The sequence below is a fragment of the Limosilactobacillus portuensis genome, assembly GCF_028607025.1.
GTDB classification, from domain to species: Bacteria; Bacillota; Bacilli; order Lactobacillales; family Lactobacillaceae; genus Limosilactobacillus; species Limosilactobacillus portuensis.
This window is the reverse complement of sequence record NZ_CP117296.1, coordinates 1,363,873-1,385,888: the sequence shown is the minus strand read 5'-3', so window position 1 is coordinate 1,385,888 and position 22,016 is coordinate 1,363,873. Positions and strand designations below refer to the sequence as shown.

The window sequence follows — 22,016 nt, the reverse complement described above, 5'->3', positions numbered from 1 at the left end:
AACGTTAATTAGGAAGGACGCTTTTATGGCTAACATTCTAAAAAAATGGATTGAAAGCGATCGTCGTGAACTGCGACGGATTAATAAGATCGCTAATAAAGTTGAAAAATATGCTAAGCCAATGGCGGCACTATCAGATGATGAATTAAAAGCTAAGACTGATGAGTTTCGTGCACGCTACAAAAAAGGTGAAGATTTGGACCACATGTTACCGGAAGCCTTTGCGGTAGCACGTGAAGGAGCCAAACGAGTCTTAGGGCTTTACCCATTCCATGTTCAAATTATGGGGGGAATTGTTCTTCATGAAGGGAATATTGCCGAAATGAAGACCGGTGAAGGTAAAACATTGACTGCTACCATGCCTGTTTACTTAAACGCAATTAGTGGCAAGGGTGTTCACGTTATTACAGTTAACGAATACTTATCAAAACGTGATGCTACTGAAATGGGCCAGCTCTACAATTGGTTGGGCTGCAGTGTTGGTGTCAATAATTCCGAGATGTCGCCCGATCAAAAGCGTGAAGCATATAAAGCTGATATTATGTACTCCACTAATAGTGAGATTGGTTTTGACTATCTTCGTGATAACATGGCCGTTTATAAAGAAGACCAGGTACAACGAGGATTAAACTACGCTCTTGTTGATGAGGTGGATTCAATTTTAATTGATGAAGCGCGGACTCCATTGATTATTTCTGGTCCAGGAACAGGAACATCAAAACTTTATAAGCAAACTGATCGGTTTGTTAAGACGTTAAAGAACGAGGTTGATTATAAGGTCGATCTTGAATCAAAGACGGTTGCCTTAACCGATGAAGGAATTCAAAAAGCTGAAAAGTACTTTAACTTAAAGAATCTGTATGATCCAGAAAACACTGCATTGACCCACCACTTGGATCAAGCATTGCGTGCTAACTACATTATGCTTCTGGATAAGGATTACGTGGTTTCTGATGGGGAAGTTTTGATCGTTGATTCATTTACCGGACGGGTAATGCAAGGACGACGGTTCTCTGATGGTCTTCACCAAGCAATTGAAGCTAAGGAAGGCGTTCAAATTCAAGAAGAGAACAAGACTATGGCTAACATTACTTACCAAAACTTGTTCCGGATGTACAACAAGCTTGCGGGGATGACTGGTACTGCTAAGACTGAGCAAGAAGAATTCCGTGAGATTTATAACATGGAAACAATCACCATCCCAACTAACAAGCCAGTTCAACGGAAGGACGAACCTGACTTGCTTTATCCGACATTGCAGAGTAAGTTTGCCGCGGTAGTTAAGCGGATCAAGAGTCTTCACGAAAAGGGACAGCCAATCCTAGTTGGTACTGTGGCTGTTGAAACTTCAGAATACCTTTCCCACTTACTGGATCAAGAACATATTCCGCATGTTGTCTTGAATGCGAAGAACCACGCAAAGGAAGCTGATATCATTAAGAATGCTGGTCAGCGAGGTGCGGTTACAATCGCAACGAACATGGCTGGACGGGGGACCGATATTAAACTTGGCCCTGGCGTCCGTGAATTAGGCGGACTTGCTGTTATTGGTACCGAACGACATGAATCACGACGGATTGATAACCAGCTGCGGGGACGTTCTGGTCGTCAAGGTGATCCAGGCCTTTCCCAATTTTATCTTTCCCTTGAAGATGATTTAATGAAACGGTTCGGTGGTGACCGGATTAAGGCCTTCTTGGAACGGATGAAAGTTGACGATGATGCAGTAATTAAGAGCCGGTTCTTAACCCACCAAGTTGAGTCAGCTCAGAAGCGGGTTGAAGGGAATAACTATGATTCCCGGAAGAACGTTCTTCAATATGATGATGTAATGCGTGAACAACGGGAAATCATCTATAAAGAACGTCAGGAAATCATCACAGAAGATAAGTCATTAAAGTGGGTTCTAATGCCAATCTTTAAGCAGACAATCCAACGAGAAGTCGAACAACATACTTTAGGCGATCGCAAGGATTGGGATCTTAAAGGAATTATTGATTTCGCAGAAGAAGTCATTGTTAAGCCAGATACAATTACCGTTGCTGACTTGGCAGATAAGTCGCCACGACAAATGGTTGATTTCTTAATGGGATATGCTAAGCAGATCTACAAGGATAAGCAGAAGCAACTTTACGATCCAGCCCAAATGCTTGAATTTGAAAAAGTTGTTCTCTTGCGGGTAGTTGACTCACACTGGACAGATCATATTGATGTGATGGATCAGTTCCGTCAATCTGTTGGTCTCCGTGGTTATGGTCAGTTGAACCCATTAGTTGAATATCAAACTGCTGGTTACCACATGTTTGAACAAATGATTGCGGATATCGAATACGAAACTACTCGACTCTTTATGAAGTCACAAATTCGGCAAAATGTTACCCGTTAATCAATAATTAAATAGTGTTAACTATCAAGGTACGGTAGCAGGTGGCCCCAAAGCGGTACCTGTTGCCGTTTTGGTTTAAATTAAATATTGGAGGAACCGTTTTGGAACTTAGTGAAGCAAAGAAAAAAGTAGAAGCAATGCAACAAGAGGTTGCCCGCTTCGGGAGGTCTCTTTGACCTCGATGCTTTAGATGAAAGTATTGCAGAAAATGACCAAAAAATGGCTGAACCTGGTTTTTGGGACGATAATGTTGCAGCACAAAAAGTAATTAATGCGAATAATGAATTAAAAGATAAGCGCGATACCTTTGTGAAATTACGGGATAATATCGGTAATTTGCAAACATCAATCGAGCTGTTGGAATTAGAACCTGATGATGAGTTACAGAGTGAATTTGAAAAATCGTTTGGCGAAACACAGAAAGAACTAGAGCAATACCGGTTAAATCAGTTGCTTGACGGCGAGTATGATGCGAAAAACGCGATTCTGGAAATTCATCCGGGAGCCGGGGGAACAGAAGCTCAGGACTGGGGAGCAATGTTGCTGCGGATGTATGTTCGCTGGGGTGAACAACATGGCTTTAACGTTGAAACTGCAAGCTATGAAGCAGGGGAAGAAGCCGGCATTAAAAGTGTTACCCTGTTAATTAAGGGACATAATGCATTTGGTTACTTAAGAAGTGAAAAGGGTGTTCACCGCCTTGTCCGAATTTCACCATTTGATGCGACAGGCCGGCGACACACTTCATTTGCCTCGGTTGATGTGATGCCCGAACTTGATGAGAGTGTGAATATTGATATTGATCCTTCCGATCTTCGGGTTGATACTTTTCGTTCAAGCGGGGCTGGTGGTCAGCACATTAATAAGACCGAATCAGCAGTGCGAATTACTCACATTCCTACGGGGATTGTTACTTCTTCCCAAGCAGAACGATCCCAGTTGCAAAATCGGGTAACCGCAATGAACATGTTGAAGTCAAAACTGTATGAATTAGAGGAAGAAAAGAAGGCAAAAAAGCGAGCTGAAATTGAAGGGGAACAGCTTGAAATCGGTTGGGGCTCCCAGATTCGCTCCTATGTCTTCCACCCTTATACTTTAGTTAAGGATAACCGGAGTGGCCATGAGACGCATAATGGACAAGCGGTCATGGATGGTGATCTGGATCCATTTATTAATGCCTATCTTCAATGGAAATTAAGTCAGAAGAATCCTCAGTAAATCTAATTGCAGTTACCGGAAAAACACAGTAAGATTAAGCTATTAGGAGGGATGAACTATGTCAAAAAAGCTAACTCGATCCTACGATGATCGGTGGCTAGCTGGGGTCCTTAGTGGATTTGCTAGGTATTTCAATACTAAGCCGCTTTACTTGCGGATTGCCTATATTCTCTTTACCGCAATTACCGGGATCATTCCTGGAGTTATTGTTTACATTGTTTTACTGGCAATTATCCCACCCGATCAAGCCCATCCCGGAATTGCTGGTCTCTTTAAGACGTTTGCTGATTTAACGTCAACCCCGCAAAAAACGCGGGATTCACAAGGAAGACGGCAATTAACTGATGTTGAAGAGAAAGATATAAAGAAGAATGGACGGTCGTAGATGGAATTTATCAAACGTGTAATAATAGATACAATTCTCTTTATTGCATTAGCCGGTCTCTTTTCGCGGACTGGAATGTTCTATGTCAACAGTGTGGGAACTGCCTTGCTAGCAAGTGCTGTTTTAGCAGTGTTGAATGTGTTAGTAAAACCAATTTTGTTAATACTATCGTTGCCCATTAATGTGCTTACCTTAGGATTGTTTAGTATTGTGATTAACGCCCTGATGTTACAGTTAACATCATCCTTTGTCGGATCATATTATTTTCACTTCTCATCCTTTGGCTCAGCAATATTGATTGCAATTGTTATGTCGATTTGCAATGTGATTATTTCCGATCACATTAATAATTAGTGAAGGAGTGGAAATAGTGGCAGATCATATTACTGTTAAAGAACTTGTTGATAATGTTCGGTTAAAAGTTTTACAGGGTGAGGAATATCTTCAACGGCCAATTACTACTAGTGATATTTCACGGCCGGCCCTTGAATTCGCTGGTTATTTTAAACACTACCCTGCAATGCGGATTCAATTATTAGGGATTACTGAAACGTCCTTTGCCAAAGATTTAACTCACGAAAAGCGCGAGAAATATTTAACGAAAATGTGTGCCCCTCAGACGCCATGTTTCGTTATTTCAACTAACTTACCGATTCCCGCAGAACTGCAAGTCGCTGCTAAAAATGCTAAAATTCCTATTTTAGGAACCCACCTAACGTCATCACAAATTTTGAGTAACATGACTTCCTATCTCCTTGGGCGACTAGCACCGCGGCAGTCTTTACACGGTGTTCTTGTTGATATTAATGGTGTTGGGGTCTTAATTACTGGTGATTCGGGAGTAGGAAAGAGTGAAACTGCTCTTGAATTAGTTCGTCGGGGTCACCGGTTAGTAGCTGATGACCGGGTGGAAGTTTATGCCCGTGATGAACAAACCCTTGTTGGTAAGGCACCAGCAATTTTAAAGCACCTTATGGAAATTCGGGGTATTGGAATTATTGATGTTTCTACTCTTTATGGGACTGGAGCAATTATGCCAAGTGATGTTATTAACCTGATTGTTCACTTGGAAACGTGGACTCCAGATGTTCAGTTTGACCGGTTAGGCGATCGGGGCGATAAGCAGACAATTCAAGGCGTAATTGTTCCCAAGGTTTCTGTTCCCGTTAAGACTGGGCGGAATTTAGCAATTATCATTGAATCTGCTGCAATGAACTACCGGGCAGAAACAATGGGGTATGATGCCACCAAGACATTCGATGATAATTTGAACCGGTTAATTAAGCAGAATTCTGCACGGGATACAAAGGAAAAGCAAAGCAATGATTAATTTAAGCTTACCGCTTCTGGCACTTAACCCAATTGCCTTCAATCTTGGACCAATTCAAGTTCACTGGTATGGAATTATTATTGCGACTGGAGTTGTTCTCGCGTTAATTCTTTCGGTACGTGAGGGACAACGACGAGGTATCAATGAGGATTATTTCTATGATTACCTTTTATGGGCGTTACCGATTGCGGTTATTTGTGCCCGTTTCTATTACGTTATTTTTCAGTGGGGTTATTATTCACACCATCCTGCAGAAATTATTGCAATTTGGGACGGTGGAATTGCGATCTATGGAGCGATTCTTGGTGGAATCCTCACACTATACTTTTTCTGTCGTGCTCGTCGAATTTCAATGTGGACAATGATGGATGTTATTTCACCAGCGTTGATTATGGCTCAGGGAATTGGTCGCTGGGGAAACTTCATGAATCAAGAAGCATTCGGGGCAATTACTAGCCGTGCAGCATTAATTAGCCAGCATATACCAATGTGGATTATTAACCAAATGGATATTGGAAATCACTATCGCGTACCGACTTTCTTATATGAATCGCTATGGGATCTTAGTGGATTTGCCCTATTAATGCTGTTGCGTCACCGCCACCACCTATTCAAACGGGGAGAAGTTTTCTTGACCTATGTTATGTGGTATTCCGTGGGGCGGTTCTTCATTGAAGGAATGCGAACAGATAGTTTAATGATCGGCAATACAATTCGAGTGTCACAAATGTTATCATTAATCTTTTTCGTTGTGGCACTAGTTACCTTAATCGTTAGAAGGCGACGGATAGATCTTCCGTGGTATGTAAATCAATAAGTTTAATTTGTTAAAGGAGAAGAATTATGGCTGAACAAATTGCAGTTTTAGGAGCAGGTTCGTGGGGAAGTACATTGGCAAATATGTTGGTTGAAAACGGTCATGACGTTAAGCTGTGGTCACGTAATCAAGAACAGGTTGACCAATTAAATAATGAGCATGTAAATCCTCATTACATGAAGGATCTTGTTTATTCGGACAAGTTAGTGGCAACTTCTGACATGGCAGATGCAGTTAAGGGTGCTCAGGTGATTTTGATTGTTATTCCGACTAAGGGACTTCGCCAGGTAGCGGGCCAACTCAATAAAATTCTGGAGCAGAATAATCAACGGCCATTAATTGTTCATGCCACTAAAGGGTTGGAACAAAATACTTATAAGCGGCCTTCTGAAATGTTAATGGAAGAAATAAATGAAGAAAATCGGCGAGACATTGTTGTATTGTCTGGTCCTAGCCACGCCGAAGATGTTGCAATTAAGGATATGACTGCTGTGACTGCCGCATGCGCTAACATCAATGATGCGGATAAGATTCAGAAGCTTTTTAGCAACAACTACTTCCGGGTTTACACGAATAATGACGTCATTGGTGCGGAATTTGGTGCTGCCCTGAAAAACATCATTGCGATTGGTGCAGGGGCACTTCAGGGACTCGGTTACCATGATAATGCTCGTGCGGCATTAATTACTCGGGGACTTGCTGAAATTCGGCGTCTTGGTGTAGCGTTCGGTGCTAATCCGATGACCTTTATTGGCCTTTCTGGTGTTGGTGACCTTGTCGTTACCGCAACCAGTAAGAACTCACGGAATTGGCGTGCAGGCTATCAATTAGGCCAAGGGAGAAAGCTTGACGATGTAATTGAACATATGGGAATGGTAATCGAAGGAGTATATACTACCAAAGCGGCCCACGAACTAAGCCTCAAGCGTCAAGTTAAGATGCCAATTACTGATGCCCTATACCGGGTTCTGTATGAGGGTGAGGACATAAAAAACGCAATTTCCCAGCTGATGAGCCGAGATCTTACTTCAGAAATTGAATAAGTATGGTAAAATGCATACAGTAGAGATTGGGAATTAAAAAATCTCATGGAAAGGGTTTATTATTATGAAACGCGTACGTAAAGCAATTATTCCTGCTGCTGGTTTGGGGACTCGTTTTCTTCCAGCAACAAAGGCTTTAGCAAAGGAAATGCTACCAATCGTTGATAAGCCAACGATTCAATTTATTGTTGAAGAAGCTCGGAAGTCTGGGATTGAAGATATTGTTGTTGTTGATGGTAAGAACAAGCGCTCAATCGAAGATCACTTTGATTCTAATCCAGAACTTGAAGATAATTTACGGGCTAAGCATAAGAATGAGATGTTGAAGTTAGTTGAAGAAACAACCGATATTAACATTTACTTCATTCGTCAATCACATCCACGTGGTCTTGGGGATGCCGTCTTAACAGCTCGTGACTTTATTGGTGATGAACCATTTGTTGTAATGTTAGGTGATGATTTGAACAACATTAACAATGATGGTGAACCATTAACTAAGCAATTAATCGAAAGTTACGAACAAACTGGTGCATCAACCCTTGCTGTTATGCGAGTACCACATGAAGATACTGCTAAGTATGGTGTTATTAATCCAAGTAAGGAAGTCACACCAGGTCTCTTTAACGTTACTAGTTTTGTTGAAAAGCCAGATCCAAAAAAAGCACCAAGTGACCTAGCAATCATTGGTCGGTATGTCTTTACTCCAGAAATTTTTGATGTTTTAGCAAAGACTAAGCCTGGTAAGGGTGGCGAAATTCAATTAACTGATGCAATTGATACTCTTAACCAAACTCAACGGGTCTTTGCTCGTGAATACATGGGTGACCGTTATGATGTTGGTAACAAGTTTGGTTGGGTTAAGACTAACATCGAATATGGGTTGAAGCACCCACAAGTTAAGGATGAACTTCGTCAATACATCAAAGAACTTGGCACCAAGTTTGAAGCTGAGGATAAGAAAAAGTAGAACGTGAACCGCGACGGGATTAGCCACCGAGTACTAAGGAAGTCCAGATGATGATTGGTACAATCGAGTCTGGACAATTTAGACGGAGGTGGCGGTCGCGGTGAACTCCTTTAGACACAGTAACAGTATAGAAAAAGATTCCTAAATTCAGGTAATTGAATTTAAGAATCTTTTTTTGCTTAAAACACGCCTCTATACTTATAAAAAGTAAGCATAGTGATAGACAATAACAGTGAAACAAGTTATCATGAATAATAATTAAATTGTGTACTAAGGAGGAGCTTTAAAATGGCTAACAAGGACCGTTATGATGTAGTAGTAATTGGTGCCGGACCCGGTGGAATGACTGCGGCAATGTATGCTTCACGGGCTAACTTATCCGTCTTAATGCTCGATCGCGGAATTTATGGCGGTAATTTGAATAATACGGCAACGATCGAAAACTATACTGGTTTTAAGAGTATTAAAGGACCAGAGCTTGCTCAACAGATGTATGATGGTTCGGTTCAGTTTGGTGCTGAATATGCTTATGGAACCGTAACTAAGGTTGAAGTGAATGCTGATGGGACCAAAACAGTTTCCACTGATATGGATGAACAATTTGTTGCTAAGGCAATTGTAATCGCAACAGGATCTGAGCAGCGTCACTTAGGGGTTCCTGGTGAAGAAGAATTTAGCGGTCGTGGTGTTTCGTACTGTGCTGTTTGTGATGGTGCTTTCTTTAAGGATAAACCTCTGATCGTTGTTGGTGGTGGTGATTCTGCTGTTGAAGAGGGAATGTACCTTGCTAATTTAGCATCTCAAGTAACAGTTTTGGTTCGTGGTGATAAGCTTCGCGCGCAACCAATGCTCCAAGATGAAGCAAGGAAAAACGATAAAATGAAGTTTATCTTTAATACTAGCGTAACTGAGATTGTCGGTAACGATACAAAGGTTACTGGTGTCAAAACCCACAACAACCAAACTGGTGAAGATGGAACTATGGCTGCAGATGGGATCTTTATTTATGTTGGGAACGTGCCAATGACAAAGCAGTTTACCTCATTAGGTATTCTTGACGATGCAGGCTGGGTTAAGACTGATAACACGATGAAGACAGCAGTTCCTGGGATCTTTGCTGTCGGTGATGTTCGTGACACACCATTACGACAGATTGCAACGGCTGTTGGTGATGGTTCAATCGCCGGACAACAGGTCTACCAATATATTCAATCATTAGAAAAGTAAATAATTTAATCACTGGAGAACGGGAGCATGACAGAAGCTATTTAAAGCATGTGTCATCTCCCTTTTCTTATTTTCTTTTTAATTCTAAAAGGGTATAGTTATGATGAATGAGGAGGAGCACTAATATGTCAGTACCAGTAATCGCAATGCAATGTAACTATGCGTACCTTGATAAATTATTTACTAGTTTAAAATCACTTCTTTATCATAATAGCGGCTTGAAAGTTTATATTTTAAATCCTGATATTCCTCAAGAGTGGTTTAAAAATGTTAATCAGCAGTTGAATTCAATTGGCGATAGTGTAATTGACTTGAAAGTGGATCAATCGGTTTTCGTTGGTAGCCAAATTTCATTCAGTAATCGTTTAAATACGATGACGTTTAATAAATTATTGTTACCGAAGCTTTTACCGGGAGAAAAGGTACTGTATTTAGACAGCGATGTGATTATTAATCATTCAATAACTACCTTACTTAACCTTGATTTTTCTGAACCAGTAGCAGCAGTTAAGGATCTTAATTCTCCAGACAGTGAAATTAATGCTGGAGTAGTGTATTTTAATAATCCAGTAATTAATCAACAACAGGGGATTGTTGATCAGTTATTGTCTGCTAGTAAACGACCTGGGTTAAAGAATGCTGATCAATCGGTTTTAAGTCAGTTCTTTTACCACCAGGCCAAATTTTTGCCCCGTACCTATAATTATGAGGTTGGAATAGAAGGTTATGCGGTCTATCACCATATTGACCGCATAATTAGCGAGCTAGCACGAATCAGTGATCCGGTAATTATTCACTTTGATTCTGACGATAAGCCCTGGAATTTACTTTCAACAGTTCGCTACCGTGAATTGTGGTGGTACTATAACGGAATGAGTATTCGGGATATTATTGATCACGTCACTTTAGGAACAAATAAGCCGCAATGGTCAAAACTTCGTGGTCCACTATTTTGTTTAACGAATAGCCAGGACTTTAGCCATTTGACCGAACTTGTGACGACCCTATCAGATTACCAATTTGAAATTGCCGCGCGAACTTCAATGGGACCAAAGCTAGTGTCACTCCTAAAGTACCCCAATGTTCGGTTATATCAGGGAATTCTTCCACAAGTAATGACAGACCGGCTTAATTGTGCGAAAGCCTATCTTGATGTTAATCGGGGGATGAAAGACATTAAAGTAATTAGGCAGTTTCTTAAAAGCGGGAAACCAGTTCTGGCATTTAATAATACGATGAGTATGGCCGGAAATGACCAGTACTTAGTCTTCGAGAATGATCAAGTAGAAAAGATGATCGACTGGATTCGGACGATCGATTAGTCGGAGTAAAACTTTAGTAAAACAATGAAGTAAACGAACACAGCTACTTGATAATGAGTTATACTGATAGCAGATTATGAGAAACAAAGGAGCAATTTTGATGAGCTGGAAAGATACTTACCAAGTTTGGAAAGACCGGACTGATCTTGAACCAAAATTAAAGAAAGAATTAGCTGCAATGCATGATGATAAGGAAATTGAAGATGCATTTTACGCACCAATGTCTTTCGGTACTGCCGGGATGCGGGGACTAATGGGTCCTGGAATTAACCGGATGAATATTTACACTGTTCGTCAAGCAACTGAAGGTTTGGCAACGTTAATGGATTCTCTAGGGGATGAAATTAAAAATCGTGGGGTTGCAATTAGTTATGATTCTCGTCATAATTCACGCCAATTTGCTCACGATTCAGCACGAGTATTAGGTGCTCACGGAATTAAGGTTTACATTTACGATAATTTACGGCCAACACCAGAATTGTCATTTGCGGTTCGTCACCTACACACATATGCTGGGATTATGATTACAGCTAGTCACAACCCTAAAGAATACAATGGTTATAAAATTTATGGCGAAGATGGTGGTCAAATGCCACCAAAGGAATCAGACATGATGACTGGTTATATCCGGAAGATTACCGATATCTTTGACATCAAATTAGCTGATGAACAAGAATTGTTAGATAACGGGACGGAAACAATTATTGGTGAAGATGTGGATGCTGCATACTTGGCTAATGCAAAGAGCGTTACCGTTAATCCGGATTTGGCAAAAGAATATGGCAAGGACATGAAGTTTGTCTTTACTCCATTATGTGGTACTGGTCGGATGCTTGGTGAACGGGCATTACGTCAAGCTGGTTTCACTAACTTTACAATCGAACCAACTGAAGCACAACCAAACGGTGATTTCCCTGGCCTGGAACACCCTAACCCAGAATTTCCAGAGGCATTTGTTCGTTCCATTAAGTTAGGAAAAGAAATTGATGCAGATGTTTTGATTGCTACAGATCCTGACGCGGATCGACTTGGCTGTGCAGTTCGTCAACCAAATGGTGAATACCAATTGCTGACTGGTAACCAAATTGCCTCAATCATGTTGGCTTACATTCTTGAAGCTCGTAAACAAGCAGGAACCTTACCAAAGAATGCTGCTGCTGTAAAGTCAATTGTTTCAACTAACTTTGCTGCTAAGATTGCCGAAAGTTACGGTGTTGAAATGATTAATGTTCTAACTGGTTTTAAGTGGATTGCGGACCAAATTCACCAATATGAAACTGGTAAGGCTGACCACACGTTCATGTTTGGCTTTGAAGAAAGTTACGGTTACCTTATTAAGCCATTTGTCCGTGATAAGGATGCTATTCAATCATTAACCTTACTGGCTGAAGTGGCCGCTTATTACAGAAGTCGGAAGATGACATTGTATGATGGCCTTCAAGAATTATTCAAGAAGTATGGTTACTTCCGTGAAAAGACCGTTGCTAACATGTATCCAGGTGTTGATGGTCCAGCTAAGATTCAAGGATTAATGAAGAAGTTCCGTGAAGAGGCACCAACTGACTTTGCTGGACACAAGGTAATGGTAACTGAAGACTTCTCTAAGGGAACAAAGACAACTGCTGATGGTCAGGTTAGTGAACTTGGAATTCCTGAATCAAATGTCCTTCGTTACGTTCTTGATGACGAGACTTGGATTGCTATCCGACCATCCGGTACTGAACCAAAATTAAAGTTCTATATTGGTACTAGTGCACCATCACTTGACGAAGCTAATTCTAAGCTAGCTGCTTTTGAAAAGGCATTGAAGGAATTTGCAGAAGAATAGCTTTAGCGGTGTAGAATATTAAATAGATAGAGGGTGAGAAAAAACTAAATGTTTTTCTCACCCTCTATCTATATTTAGTGATCTCCGAACTTACTGAGTCTAATCGCGGAAATCCAATAGGCTCACTTTGTTTCGTAACCCGAGCTCGAGTCTAACGCAGCGAAGCAAGCCTATTTGGCTACGAACGACTCTGATGAATTCATCATCATTCGTCGTTCTAGGTTAGCCAACCAGGCTCTTAAATGGGTTAATTTCCAGCTTCTTTTTTATTTTGCAATTTGTTTTAAGAATGAATCTTTTAGTAGGTAATGGTGACCAGCAGTAAGGTCATACTGAACTAGTTGATAGTCGTGAAAGAGTTTCTTTTGCTTTGAAGTAAGCTTAACGTGTTCTCCGCGAGCGTTAACAAAATCGGTTCCTCCTTGATGAGCCGAATTGTTTTTTGCGGTTCCGTTAGTCGGTAATGATGTTGCCGGAATATCTTCGGCAACTTTCGTTAGCAGAGCGTAGTAGGGTGAAACTTTAACATCCATTTGAGCAAGTGCCATTGCGGCAAAATTATTTGGCCCAACAAGCCGATGCTGCCAGGTAAGGCGATTTTGGTTAGTCTTTCGTGCGGCAGCATTACTATAAATAAAGTAATCAGTTTCATGGAGCTGAGTACCATATTTCCCCATCGGCAGGCCATGATAAATTCCGGGGAGGTGATCACCATACCAAACGACAGTGGTCGGCTGATTAAGCTTATCCAGCTCAGTAATCCACTTTTTTAATGCTTGATCAGTATAATGAATTCCTTGAATGTAGGTTTCAATTTGCGCTTTTTGGTCAGGAGTTTTAAATCCTTTTCCGGAAACATGGTAATTATTTTTGGCGTAGTAGGTTGGTTCATATGGCATGTGGTTTTGCATCGTCGCTAATTGAACAAACTTACCGTGGGGTTGACGTTTAAGGTTTAATGTTACTTCTTTGTAGGCAGAATCGTCACTAACACGGGGACTGTGCTGAATTTTTTGAGTATAGGTAATTTTGTTGCCACCATCGAAGTGATAAAACTTATTAAAGCCAAACTTTTTGTAAACCGTTTTTCTACTATAAAGGTTTGCGGAAAACGGGTGGATTCCAATACTGTAATTAAACAGGTTGTTAATGGTAAAAGTCCGCTTTTGGTAAGGGACTAGTTGTGAATACGGTGTTGGTAATGTTGGCGAGAAGTTTGCAATCGAAAGACCAGTTAGGGCCTGGTATTCCATATTAGCTGTTCCGCCACCATACCCAGAACTAAGCATTAATCCACTAGTTGAATGCTTCTTTAACTGATGAAGGTAGGCAATTGGGTTACCGCTGACTTTCATTCCTGGGACACGGGATGGATCAGAGTAGCTTTCACTAAGGACAAACACCAGATTTTGGTTCCCAACGCTATTATGGGTACGATTTTGATTAATTTTTGCTCCCAACTTAGAGTAACGGTTAGCTAAGTCTTTCATTGTAGAAGCTGAATACCCTTTAGGCTTATTCATTACGTGAACGTCAATATTGTTGGCAAATTGGAGAAGAGTACCGTTCATTTTAGCACCCCGTAATTGGGAGTAGAAGTATGGAGTATCGTTGATATTTTGCAACTGTTTATAGACGATCGAATTACTATGATTTGCAAAGCTAAAGCTAAAAAGATAGGCACAGGAAAGAAACGCAATTGCAATCCGGACAAATGGGTTAAACCGGCATGACTTACCGACACGTTTTTCTAGTTGCCAGCAAACCGTAATAATAACGATGGTGCCAATTAAAGTAAAAACAATCACCCACTTATTAACCATTCCCAGCATTTCACTAGGGGCGGTTAGTGTTGAAATATCGGTAGGGATAATTGGTTCATTTCTGGCCGCAATTTTGAGGATCGAAGCGCCTAACCAGCATAGGTAGAAAAGAATTGTTATTCCTGAACTTAACCACCAACGATTAGTAATTGCCATTAAGATCAAAGCAATTGCAAAAATAATAAGAACGTTTACTGTAATGATCTTTGGTCGTTCAGTTAACATCCACTGAACCATCGTAAATTTACCATCCCAAAGGATAGCGAATGAACCGAGAGTGATCAGCCAGAGAATGAGAAAGGTTAAGAGGATCGGCCAGAAGTTTTGGCAAATTTGTTTAAGACGGTTAAGAAGGCTACGATAATTTAACTGCCAGGTTATTTTATTTCCCAGGAAATTAATTAGTGTTAAAATTCCAGCAAAAACGACAGCGATTATAATACCGATTAGAAGTGAAAGCTGCCAATTGACATGTGGTAAGAGCCAGGGAGTAAAGATCATTGGCAACCCGAGCAGGTTAAGAAGCAGGATCCCGGTGATCGGTAAAAGGTAGTCTTTCGGACTCTTATTACTTGCTCGTAAGAACCATGCAGTCATCAGTAAACAAGTGAGGAGAAGAAATGGTTGGTATGAGTTAATTCCTAATAAATAGTGCGTATTGGGAGTAAGATCACTATGCGGACTATAATCAACATGGTTCATATTGAGCCAGGTAATTAGTGAGGAAACCAGTAAGCTAATCATTGTTAATCCGGCATAGCGGTTGTTTGACCACTTCTTCAGCCACTGTTGATCATTTGCTAACCAGTCGCCAAGGGCAAAAAGATAGCTGAACCAGATTAGGCTTGTTCCACGATGAAATCCAAATGCATCATAACCGCTGATCAGGTTGATAAGAAAGAAAATGAATGAAAAACTAATCAACCAGTGACGACGCGTAATTGTTGACCAATGATGACACAGTTTTTGTAATGGGTGAGCAAAAAGGTATAGCCCACTGCAGACAAGCCAAGTGATAAATACTTGTTGAACAACGTAGAGTTCGGGAGATGGCTGGTCGGTTGTGGTTACTGGTTGGGTAGTAAACTTTGCCCAGGTGAAGGTAATAATTCCGATAATCCAGAGAGCAAGGACAACTGCCTGACGGTTAAATTGCTTTTGCTGTTGATTAGCACCAATGGCGATTGGTACCCATAAGACAACTGTGCTAACAAACGTTTTTAGAATCCACCAAAGAATAAAGGGCCAGGTTGCTTCTTGGAGGTGGGTGAGAAACTGACTTGCGGTTCCTAAAAAGCAAATAATTGTTAAGACAACAAACAACGTCCCCAATTGCTGTCCCCACTTTTGCTTTAAACTACTAAACATTGATCTCCAACTTTCCTTTTATGAAATTTAAACATTACTATTATATGTGCAAGCAAAGTCGTGATTCAATAGTAGAGAACAATGATTAAGGTAAAGTTAATTTACGGATATTGATCGTTTTATAGTAGGACAATTTAGAAATTTTATATTGATAGACGAATGCATGTTCTGATGATAAACTAAAGAAGGTAATTTATGATCATAAAGACGGAAGGTAATGAAGAACGAGTTGTTGCCTTCCATTTTCGAGTGCTGAGGAGGATTAATCGTGATATATCGTCAACCTCATAAAAATTTTGAGTTAGTTTCAGACTATAAGCCGACTGGGGATCAGCCAGAAGCAATTAAGGAATTAACTACTGGAATCAAAAAGGGAGAAAAGGCCCAGATCCTGTTAGGGGCCACCGGAACGGGGAAAACTTTTACGATTTCAAATGTTATTGCAAAAGTTAATAAACCAACATTAATTCTATCTCATAACAAAACGCTAGCTGGACAATTATATAGTGAAATGAAAAAATTCTTCCCACATAATGCGGTTGAATATTTTGTTTCCTATTACGATTACTATCAGCCAGAAGCATATGTTCCTTCTAGCGATACATACATTGAAAAGGACGCATCAATTAACGATGAGATTGATGAATTACGCCATTCAGCAACTAGTTCATTAATGGAACGAGACGATGTTATTGTTGTGGCCTCTGTTTCTAGTATTTTTGGTCTTGGTGATCCAAGTGAGTACCATAATCACGTAGTCTCACTACGAGTTGGCCAAGAAATTGAACGGGATCGATTACTCCGTGAATTGGTTAATATTCAGTTTGAACGGAACGATATTGACTTTCAACGGGGCCGATTCAGAGTTCACGGGGACGTTGTTGAAGTCTTCCCCGCATCACGTGAAGATAAGGCATTGCGAATTGAATTTTTTGGTGATGAAATTGACCGGATCCGTGAAGTTGATGCCCTTACTGGCGAAGTAATTGGTGATCGGGAACATATTTCGATCTTCCCGGCAACGCACTTCTTAACAAGTGAAGAGATTATGGACCGGGCACTTCCGCAGATCGAAAGCGATATGAAAAAACAGGTCAAAAAGTTTACTGATGAAGGAAAACTCCTTGAGGCAGAACGGATTCAGCAACGGACAACTTATGACATCGAAATGCTCCGTGAAATGGGGTATTGCAACGGAATTGAAAATTACTCACGGTATATGGATGGACGCAAACCTGGAGAGCCACCATATACCTTACTGGATTTCTTCCCTAAAGACTTCTTACTAGTAGTTGATGAATCGCACCAAACGATGCCCCAAGTTCGGGGGATGTACAATGGTGACCGTGCTCGGAAGCAGATGCTGATTGACTATGGCTTTCGATTACCGAGTGCGCTTGATAACCGACCATTAAAACTAGCAGAATTTGAAAAACACGTTAATCAAGTCGTTTATATGTCAGCCACCCCAGGTCCATATGAAATGGCACAAACAGATCACGTTGTTCAGCAAATTATTCGACCAACTGGTTTGCTGGATCCAACAATTGAGGTTCGACCGGTAATGGGACAAATTGATGATCTGGTTGGTGAGATTAATAAGCGGATTGAGAAACATGAACGAGTCTTTGTCACAACATTGACTAAGAAAATGTCAGAGGATCTTACTGACTACCTTAAAGATCTTGGACTGAAGGTTAAATATCTTCATAGCGATATCAAAACACTAGAGCGGACACAAATCATTCGTGATCTTCGTTTAGGGAAGTTCGATGTTCTTGTAGGAATTAACCTTCTTCGGGAAGGGCTGGACGTTCCAGAAGTATCTTTAGTCGCGATTCTTGATGCGGATAAGGAAGGCTTTTTACGGAATGAGCGTTCCTTAATTCAGACAATTGGTCGAGCAGCGCGGAATGCAAATGGTTCCGTAATTATGTATGCTGATACAGTTACTGATTCAATGCAAAAAGCAATCGACGAAACAAAGCGGCGACGGGAAATTCAAATGGCTTACAACAAGAAGCATGGGATCAATCCTAAGACTATCATTAAGCCAATTCAAGAGGCTATTTCCTCAACTACGAAGACTGAGGATAGCGGAAAAGAAGCTGACAGTACAGAATTTACTACTAAGGACTTTGCTAAGCTAAACCGTGATGATCAAACAAAGATGGTTGAAGAATTAACTGAACAAATGCGGACGGCAGCTAAGCGGTTAGACTTTGAGCAGGCTGCAACGCTTCGTGATACGATAATGGAATTAAAAGCACAGATGACAGGAAAGAAAACTAAAAGGATAAAGCAGAGTAAAAAATAAGGGGGAGTGAATTATTCGTGGCAAACGATAAGATTATTATTCATGGCGCACGTGCCCATAACTTAAAGAATATTGATGTAAAAATCCCCAAGAATAAGTTAGTTGTAATTACTGGCCTATCCGGCTCGGGAAAGAGTTCGCTAGCATTTGATACCTTATATGCAGAGGGACAACGCCGCTATGTGGAAAGTTTATCTGCCTATGCTCGTCAATTCTTAGGTCAAATGGATAAACCGGATGTTGATTCAATTGATGGCCTTTCACCCGCAATATCGATTGACCAGAAGACTACATCTCATAACCCCCGTTCCACGGTAGGGACTGTCACGGAGATTAACGACTTTCTGCGATTGTTGTGGGCACGGGTAGGAACTCCAATTTGTCCCAACGATCACACTCCAATTAGCAGTCAATCACCTGACCAGATGGTTGACCGGGTACTGGAACTCCCTGAGCGAACTCGACTTCAAATTCTTTCTCCAGTTGTTCGTGATAAGCGTGGAACCCAAAAGAAGATCTTTGAAAAGATCAAAAAGGAAGGATTTGTGCGGGTTCAAGTAGATGGTGAAACCTATGAACTAGATGAAGTCCCAGAACTTGATAAGAATAAGAAGCATACGGTTAATGTTGTCATTGACCGGATTATTATCAAGGATGGGATTCGCTCTCGCTTGTTTGATTCATTTGAAGCTGCTTTGAGGTTAAGTGACGGTTACGCGATTGCAGATGTGATCGGTGGGGAACCAATTCCATTTTCCGAAAAGTATGCTTGCCCAATTTGTGGATTTACTGTAGGTGAGCTTGAACCGCGACTGTTTTCTTTCAATGCTCCAATTGGTGCTTGTCCTGAATGTGAGGGCTTGGGTTCAAAGCTAGAAGTTGACGTGGATCTAGTGGTTCCTGATCGAACTAAAACGCTTCGGGAGGGAGCAATGATTCCGTGGAACCCGATTTCTTCACAATACTATCCACAGTTACTGGAACAATTCTGTGAAGCTGCTGGAATTAACATGGATACGCCATTTAATAAACTTTCCAAAAAGCAACAGCAGCAGGTCCTGTATGGTAACGGCGATCAGACATTCCATTTCCACTACGAAAATGACTTTGGTGGAGTCCGGGATGTTGATGTGCCGTTTGAGGGAGTTATTAATAATATTAAGCGTCGGTACAAGGAAACCAATTCTGACTTTACTCGAGAACAAATGCGAAAGTACATGACAGAACTGCCTTGTCCGGCTTGTCACGGTTACCGGCTTAACCAACGGGCGTTAGCAGTTAAAATTAACGGTCAAAATATTGGTGAAGTTTCTGAATTGCCAATTAGTAAGGCTATTACGTTCTTTGAAGGTGTTCAATTCTCTGAACAACAAGAAAAAATTGCCCGGCCAATTTTGAAAGAGATTTTAGATCGGCTGACATTTATGAAAAATGTTGGTGTTGAATACTTAACATTAAGTCGCTCTGCACGAACGCTCTCCGGTGGTGAAGCTCAACGAATCCGTTTGGCAACACAAATTGGCTCAAATCTTTCTGGGGTTATGTACGTCCTTGATGAACCATCAATTGGCTTACACCAGCGGGATAATGATCGACTAATTTCTTCCCTTAAAGCGATGCGTGATCTTGGGAATACCTTGATTGTGGTTGAACACGATGAAGATACCATGCGGGCTGCAGACTATATTGTGGATATCGGTCCGGGAGCAGGAGCTAATGGTGGAAAGGTAATGGCTGCTGGGACACCAAAACAAATTATGCGTTCCAGAAAATCACTAACAGGCCAGTATCTTTCTGGTAAAAAGATGATTGAGGTTCCTAAAGAACGCCGGGAGGGTAATGGAAAACACATTATTCTTAAGGGCGCTGCTGAAAATAACTTAAAGAACATTAATGTTGATTTTCCTCTTGGTAAGTTTATCTGCGTAACTGGTGTTTCTGGTTCTGGGAAATCAACTTTAGTTAATGTGATTTTGAAACGAATCCTGGCACAGAAGTTGAACAATAATTCTGCTAAGCCAGGCAAGTATAAATCAATTAGTGGAATTAAAAATATCGAGAAGGTAATTGATATTGATCAATCGCCAATTGGGCGAACACCACGGAGTAATCCTGCTACATATACTGGTGTCTTTGATGATATTCGCGAGCTTTTTGCTCAAACAAATCAGGCAAAGATGCGCGGCTATAATAAGGGACGTTTTAGTTTTAACGTAAAGGGTGGTCGTTGTGAAGCTTGCCATGGTGACGGAATTATTAAGATCGAGATGAACTTCTTACCAGATGTTTACGTTCCGTGTGAAGTCTGTCATGGAACACGTTATAATTCAGAAACCCTTGAAGTTGAATATAAGGGAAAGAATATTTCACAGGTTCTGAACATGACCGTTTCTGAAGCCTTGAAATTCTTTAGTGCAATTCCAAAAATTAAGCGAAAACTGCAAACAATTGAAGATGTTGGTTTAGGTTACGTAACTCTAGGTCAACCAGCTACTACACTTTCAGGTGGTGAAGCCCAGAGAATGAAACTTGCTGCCGAACTCCATCGTCAATCACGAGGTAAAAGCTTTTATATTCTTGATGAACCTACCACTGGACTACACATGGATGATATTAAACGCTTGCTGGCGGTTTTACAGCGATTAGTTGATACTGGAAACACCGTCCTGGTAATTGAACATGATCTTGATGTTGTCAAATCAGCTGATTGGCTAATTGATCTTGGCCCCGAGGGAGGAGAAGCGGGTGGTTATATTGTTGCTACTGGAACTCCTGAAGAGGTTGCAAAGGTTAAGGAAAGTTATACCGGACAATATCTGAAGAAGATGCTAGAACGGGATAAGGCACTTGAAGAGAAAAAGCAACATTAAAGTTTCTAAATAACCTAGGGAAGGGATCCATTACTAACGCATAGCGATTCCTTGGAAAATGGTTCAAGAAGGCTTCAGAGTTCGAGATTGGCGAGCTTTGAAGCTTTTTCTGTGTCTTTTAAGTATTAACTAGCATTTCCTGAAAAATAATAAGACCTGCTTTAGTTTTAGTTATTAAAAGACACGCCCGGATTGTTGTGATACAATGATTAGGTATAAGTGTAGAAAAGAGGGGGAGAACATGGTAGAGAAGATGCGAGTGGTAATTATTACCGGAATGAGCGGTGCCGGGAAAACCGTTGCTGTTCATAGTCTTGAAGACTTAGGCTACTTCGTGTTCGATAATATGCTTCCTAACTTGGCAGAAAAATTTGTCGATGTGATGGAAAAAGCGAGTCAGTTTAATAAGGTAGCTATGGTAATGGATTCTCGTTCCCAGAGATTCTATGATCAAGTGCTGCCAAGTATTCGACAATTGAAAAGACGTGAAGATCTTGAGGTTAGTTTACTTTTCCTCGATGCCGCCGATGATAAATTGATTTCTCGTTATAAGGAAACACGTCGTTCACACCCACTATCACCTCATGGTCGGTTATTGGACGGAGTGACGGCTGAGCGAAAACTACTGAATAATCTTAAAAGTGAGGCAGACATTCGGATTGATACTACTTCTTTGACGCCACGAAACCTTAAACTAAGACTCAATAAAATCTTTGGTCATGGTGAGGGAAGCAATTTCTATATTGAAGTAATGTCGTTTGGCTTTAAGTATGGATTGCCGTTAGATGCTGACATTGTGCTTGACGTTCGTTTTCTCCCTAACCCCTTTTACGTTCCAGAGCTTAAACATTTGACAGGTAATGATGCTGCCGTCCAGGAATACGTGATGAAAAGCCCGTTAGCAAAGGAATTTTATGCTCATTTAAGGTCATTATTAGAAACGGCAATGCCAGGCTATATTCATGAAGGGAAAAGTAGTCTAACGATTGCAATTGGCTGTACTGGAGGGCAACACCGTTCCGTTACTATTGCAAATAAGATTGCAACTGATTTAAAAGCTGATGGTTATCAAGTTAATATTCACCATCGGGACGTCGATAAGGCAAAATAAAGAA

Annotated in this window: 15 protein-coding genes; 14 read left to right on the top strand and 1 reads right to left on the bottom strand. The window is 40.8% G+C overall.

Annotated features, from left to right (window positions below):
• Positions 1 to 25: 25 nt before the first annotated feature.
• From secA to PRK60_RS07055, 11 genes are all read left to right on the top strand, one after another.
• Complete coding sequence (gene secA / locus PRK60_RS07105) at positions 26 to 2,386, top strand: preprotein translocase subunit SecA (RefSeq protein ID WP_273645862.1); 2,361 nt, start codon at positions 26 to 28, stop codon at positions 2,384 to 2,386.
• A 101-nt stretch (positions 2,387 to 2,487) separates the two neighbouring features.
• Positions 2,488 to 3,604, top strand: a protein-coding gene (prfB, locus tag PRK60_RS07100) for a peptide chain release factor 2 (protein ID WP_392391024.1) whose coding sequence is annotated in 2 segments (ribosomal slippage) — positions 2,488 to 2,559 and positions 2,561 to 3,604 — 1,116 coding nt in all. Because the reading frame shifts where the segments join, the coding sequence is not laid out codon by codon here.
• A gap of 58 nt (positions 3,605 to 3,662) precedes the next feature.
• Positions 3,663 to 3,989, top strand: a complete 327-nt coding sequence (locus PRK60_RS07095; protein WP_102169206.1) for a PspC domain-containing protein — start codon at positions 3,663 to 3,665, stop codon at positions 3,987 to 3,989.
• The gene (locus PRK60_RS07090) at positions 3,990 to 4,343 is read left to right on the top strand and encodes a phage holin family protein (protein ID WP_273645860.1); all 354 of its coding nucleotides are present in this window, start codon (positions 3,990 to 3,992) and stop codon (positions 4,341 to 4,343) included.
• A gap of 16 nt (positions 4,344 to 4,359) precedes the next feature.
• On the top strand, positions 4,360 to 5,319 hold the full coding sequence (gene hprK, locus PRK60_RS07085) for an HPr(Ser) kinase/phosphatase (protein ID WP_040531592.1): 960 nt from the start codon (positions 4,360 to 4,362) through the stop codon (positions 5,317 to 5,319).
• On the top strand, positions 5,312 to 6,136 hold the full coding sequence (gene lgt / locus PRK60_RS07080; protein ID WP_102169203.1) for a prolipoprotein diacylglyceryl transferase: 825 nt from the start codon (positions 5,312 to 5,314) through the stop codon (positions 6,134 to 6,136). The genes hprK and lgt overlap by 8 nt, the downstream gene beginning before the upstream one ends.
• A gap of 26 nt (positions 6,137 to 6,162) precedes the next feature.
• Positions 6,163 to 7,179 carry an NAD(P)H-dependent glycerol-3-phosphate dehydrogenase gene (locus PRK60_RS07075; RefSeq protein WP_102169202.1) on the top strand — a complete coding sequence of 339 codons (1,017 nt, stop codon included), beginning with the start codon at positions 6,163 to 6,165 and terminating at the stop codon, positions 7,177 to 7,179.
• 64 nt (positions 7,180 to 7,243) lie between these two features.
• On the top strand, positions 7,244 to 8,146 hold the full coding sequence (gene galU, locus PRK60_RS07070) for a UTP--glucose-1-phosphate uridylyltransferase GalU (RefSeq protein WP_003717587.1): 903 nt from the start codon (positions 7,244 to 7,246) through the stop codon (positions 8,144 to 8,146).
• 288 nt (positions 8,147 to 8,434) lie between these two features.
• A complete protein-coding gene (trxB, locus tag PRK60_RS07065) occupies positions 8,435 to 9,373 on the top strand; it encodes a thioredoxin-disulfide reductase (protein WP_102169201.1) in 939 nt (312 codons plus the stop codon).
• A 125-nt stretch (positions 9,374 to 9,498) separates the two neighbouring features.
• Complete coding sequence (locus PRK60_RS07060; protein ID WP_178695548.1) at positions 9,499 to 10,695, top strand: glycosyltransferase; 1,197 nt, start codon at positions 9,499 to 9,501, stop codon at positions 10,693 to 10,695.
• Between the two features lie 100 nt (positions 10,696 to 10,795).
• Positions 10,796 to 12,523, top strand: a complete 1,728-nt coding sequence (locus PRK60_RS07055; RefSeq protein ID WP_273645859.1) for a phospho-sugar mutase — start codon at positions 10,796 to 10,798, stop codon at positions 12,521 to 12,523.
• Positions 12,524 to 12,789: 266 nt separating this feature from the next.
• Here PRK60_RS07055 and PRK60_RS07050 read toward each other — a convergent pair whose 3' ends face one another.
• Positions 12,790 to 15,714: an LTA synthase family protein gene (locus tag PRK60_RS07050; RefSeq protein ID WP_273645858.1), complete on the bottom strand. Its 2,925-nt coding sequence runs from the start codon at positions 15,712 to 15,714 to the stop codon at positions 12,790 to 12,792.
• 268 nt (positions 15,715 to 15,982) lie between these two features.
• Between PRK60_RS07050 and uvrB the strand changes: the two genes are divergently transcribed.
• The 3 genes from uvrB to rapZ all read left to right on the top strand — a co-directional run bounded on the left by uvrB (position 15,983) and on the right by rapZ (position 22,012).
• Complete coding sequence (gene uvrB / locus PRK60_RS07045) at positions 15,983 to 18,031, top strand: excinuclease ABC subunit UvrB (RefSeq protein ID WP_102169197.1); 2,049 nt, start codon at positions 15,983 to 15,985, stop codon at positions 18,029 to 18,031.
• A 17-nt stretch (positions 18,032 to 18,048) separates the two neighbouring features.
• A complete protein-coding gene (uvrA, locus tag PRK60_RS07040) occupies positions 18,049 to 20,901 on the top strand; it encodes an excinuclease ABC subunit UvrA (RefSeq protein WP_273645857.1) in 2,853 nt (950 codons plus the stop codon).
• Between the two features lie 241 nt (positions 20,902 to 21,142).
• Entirely contained in the window at positions 21,143 to 22,012 is an 870-nt protein-coding gene (rapZ, locus tag PRK60_RS07035) for an RNase adapter RapZ (protein ID WP_102169195.1), read from the top strand.
• Positions 22,013 to 22,016 lie beyond the last annotated feature (4 nt).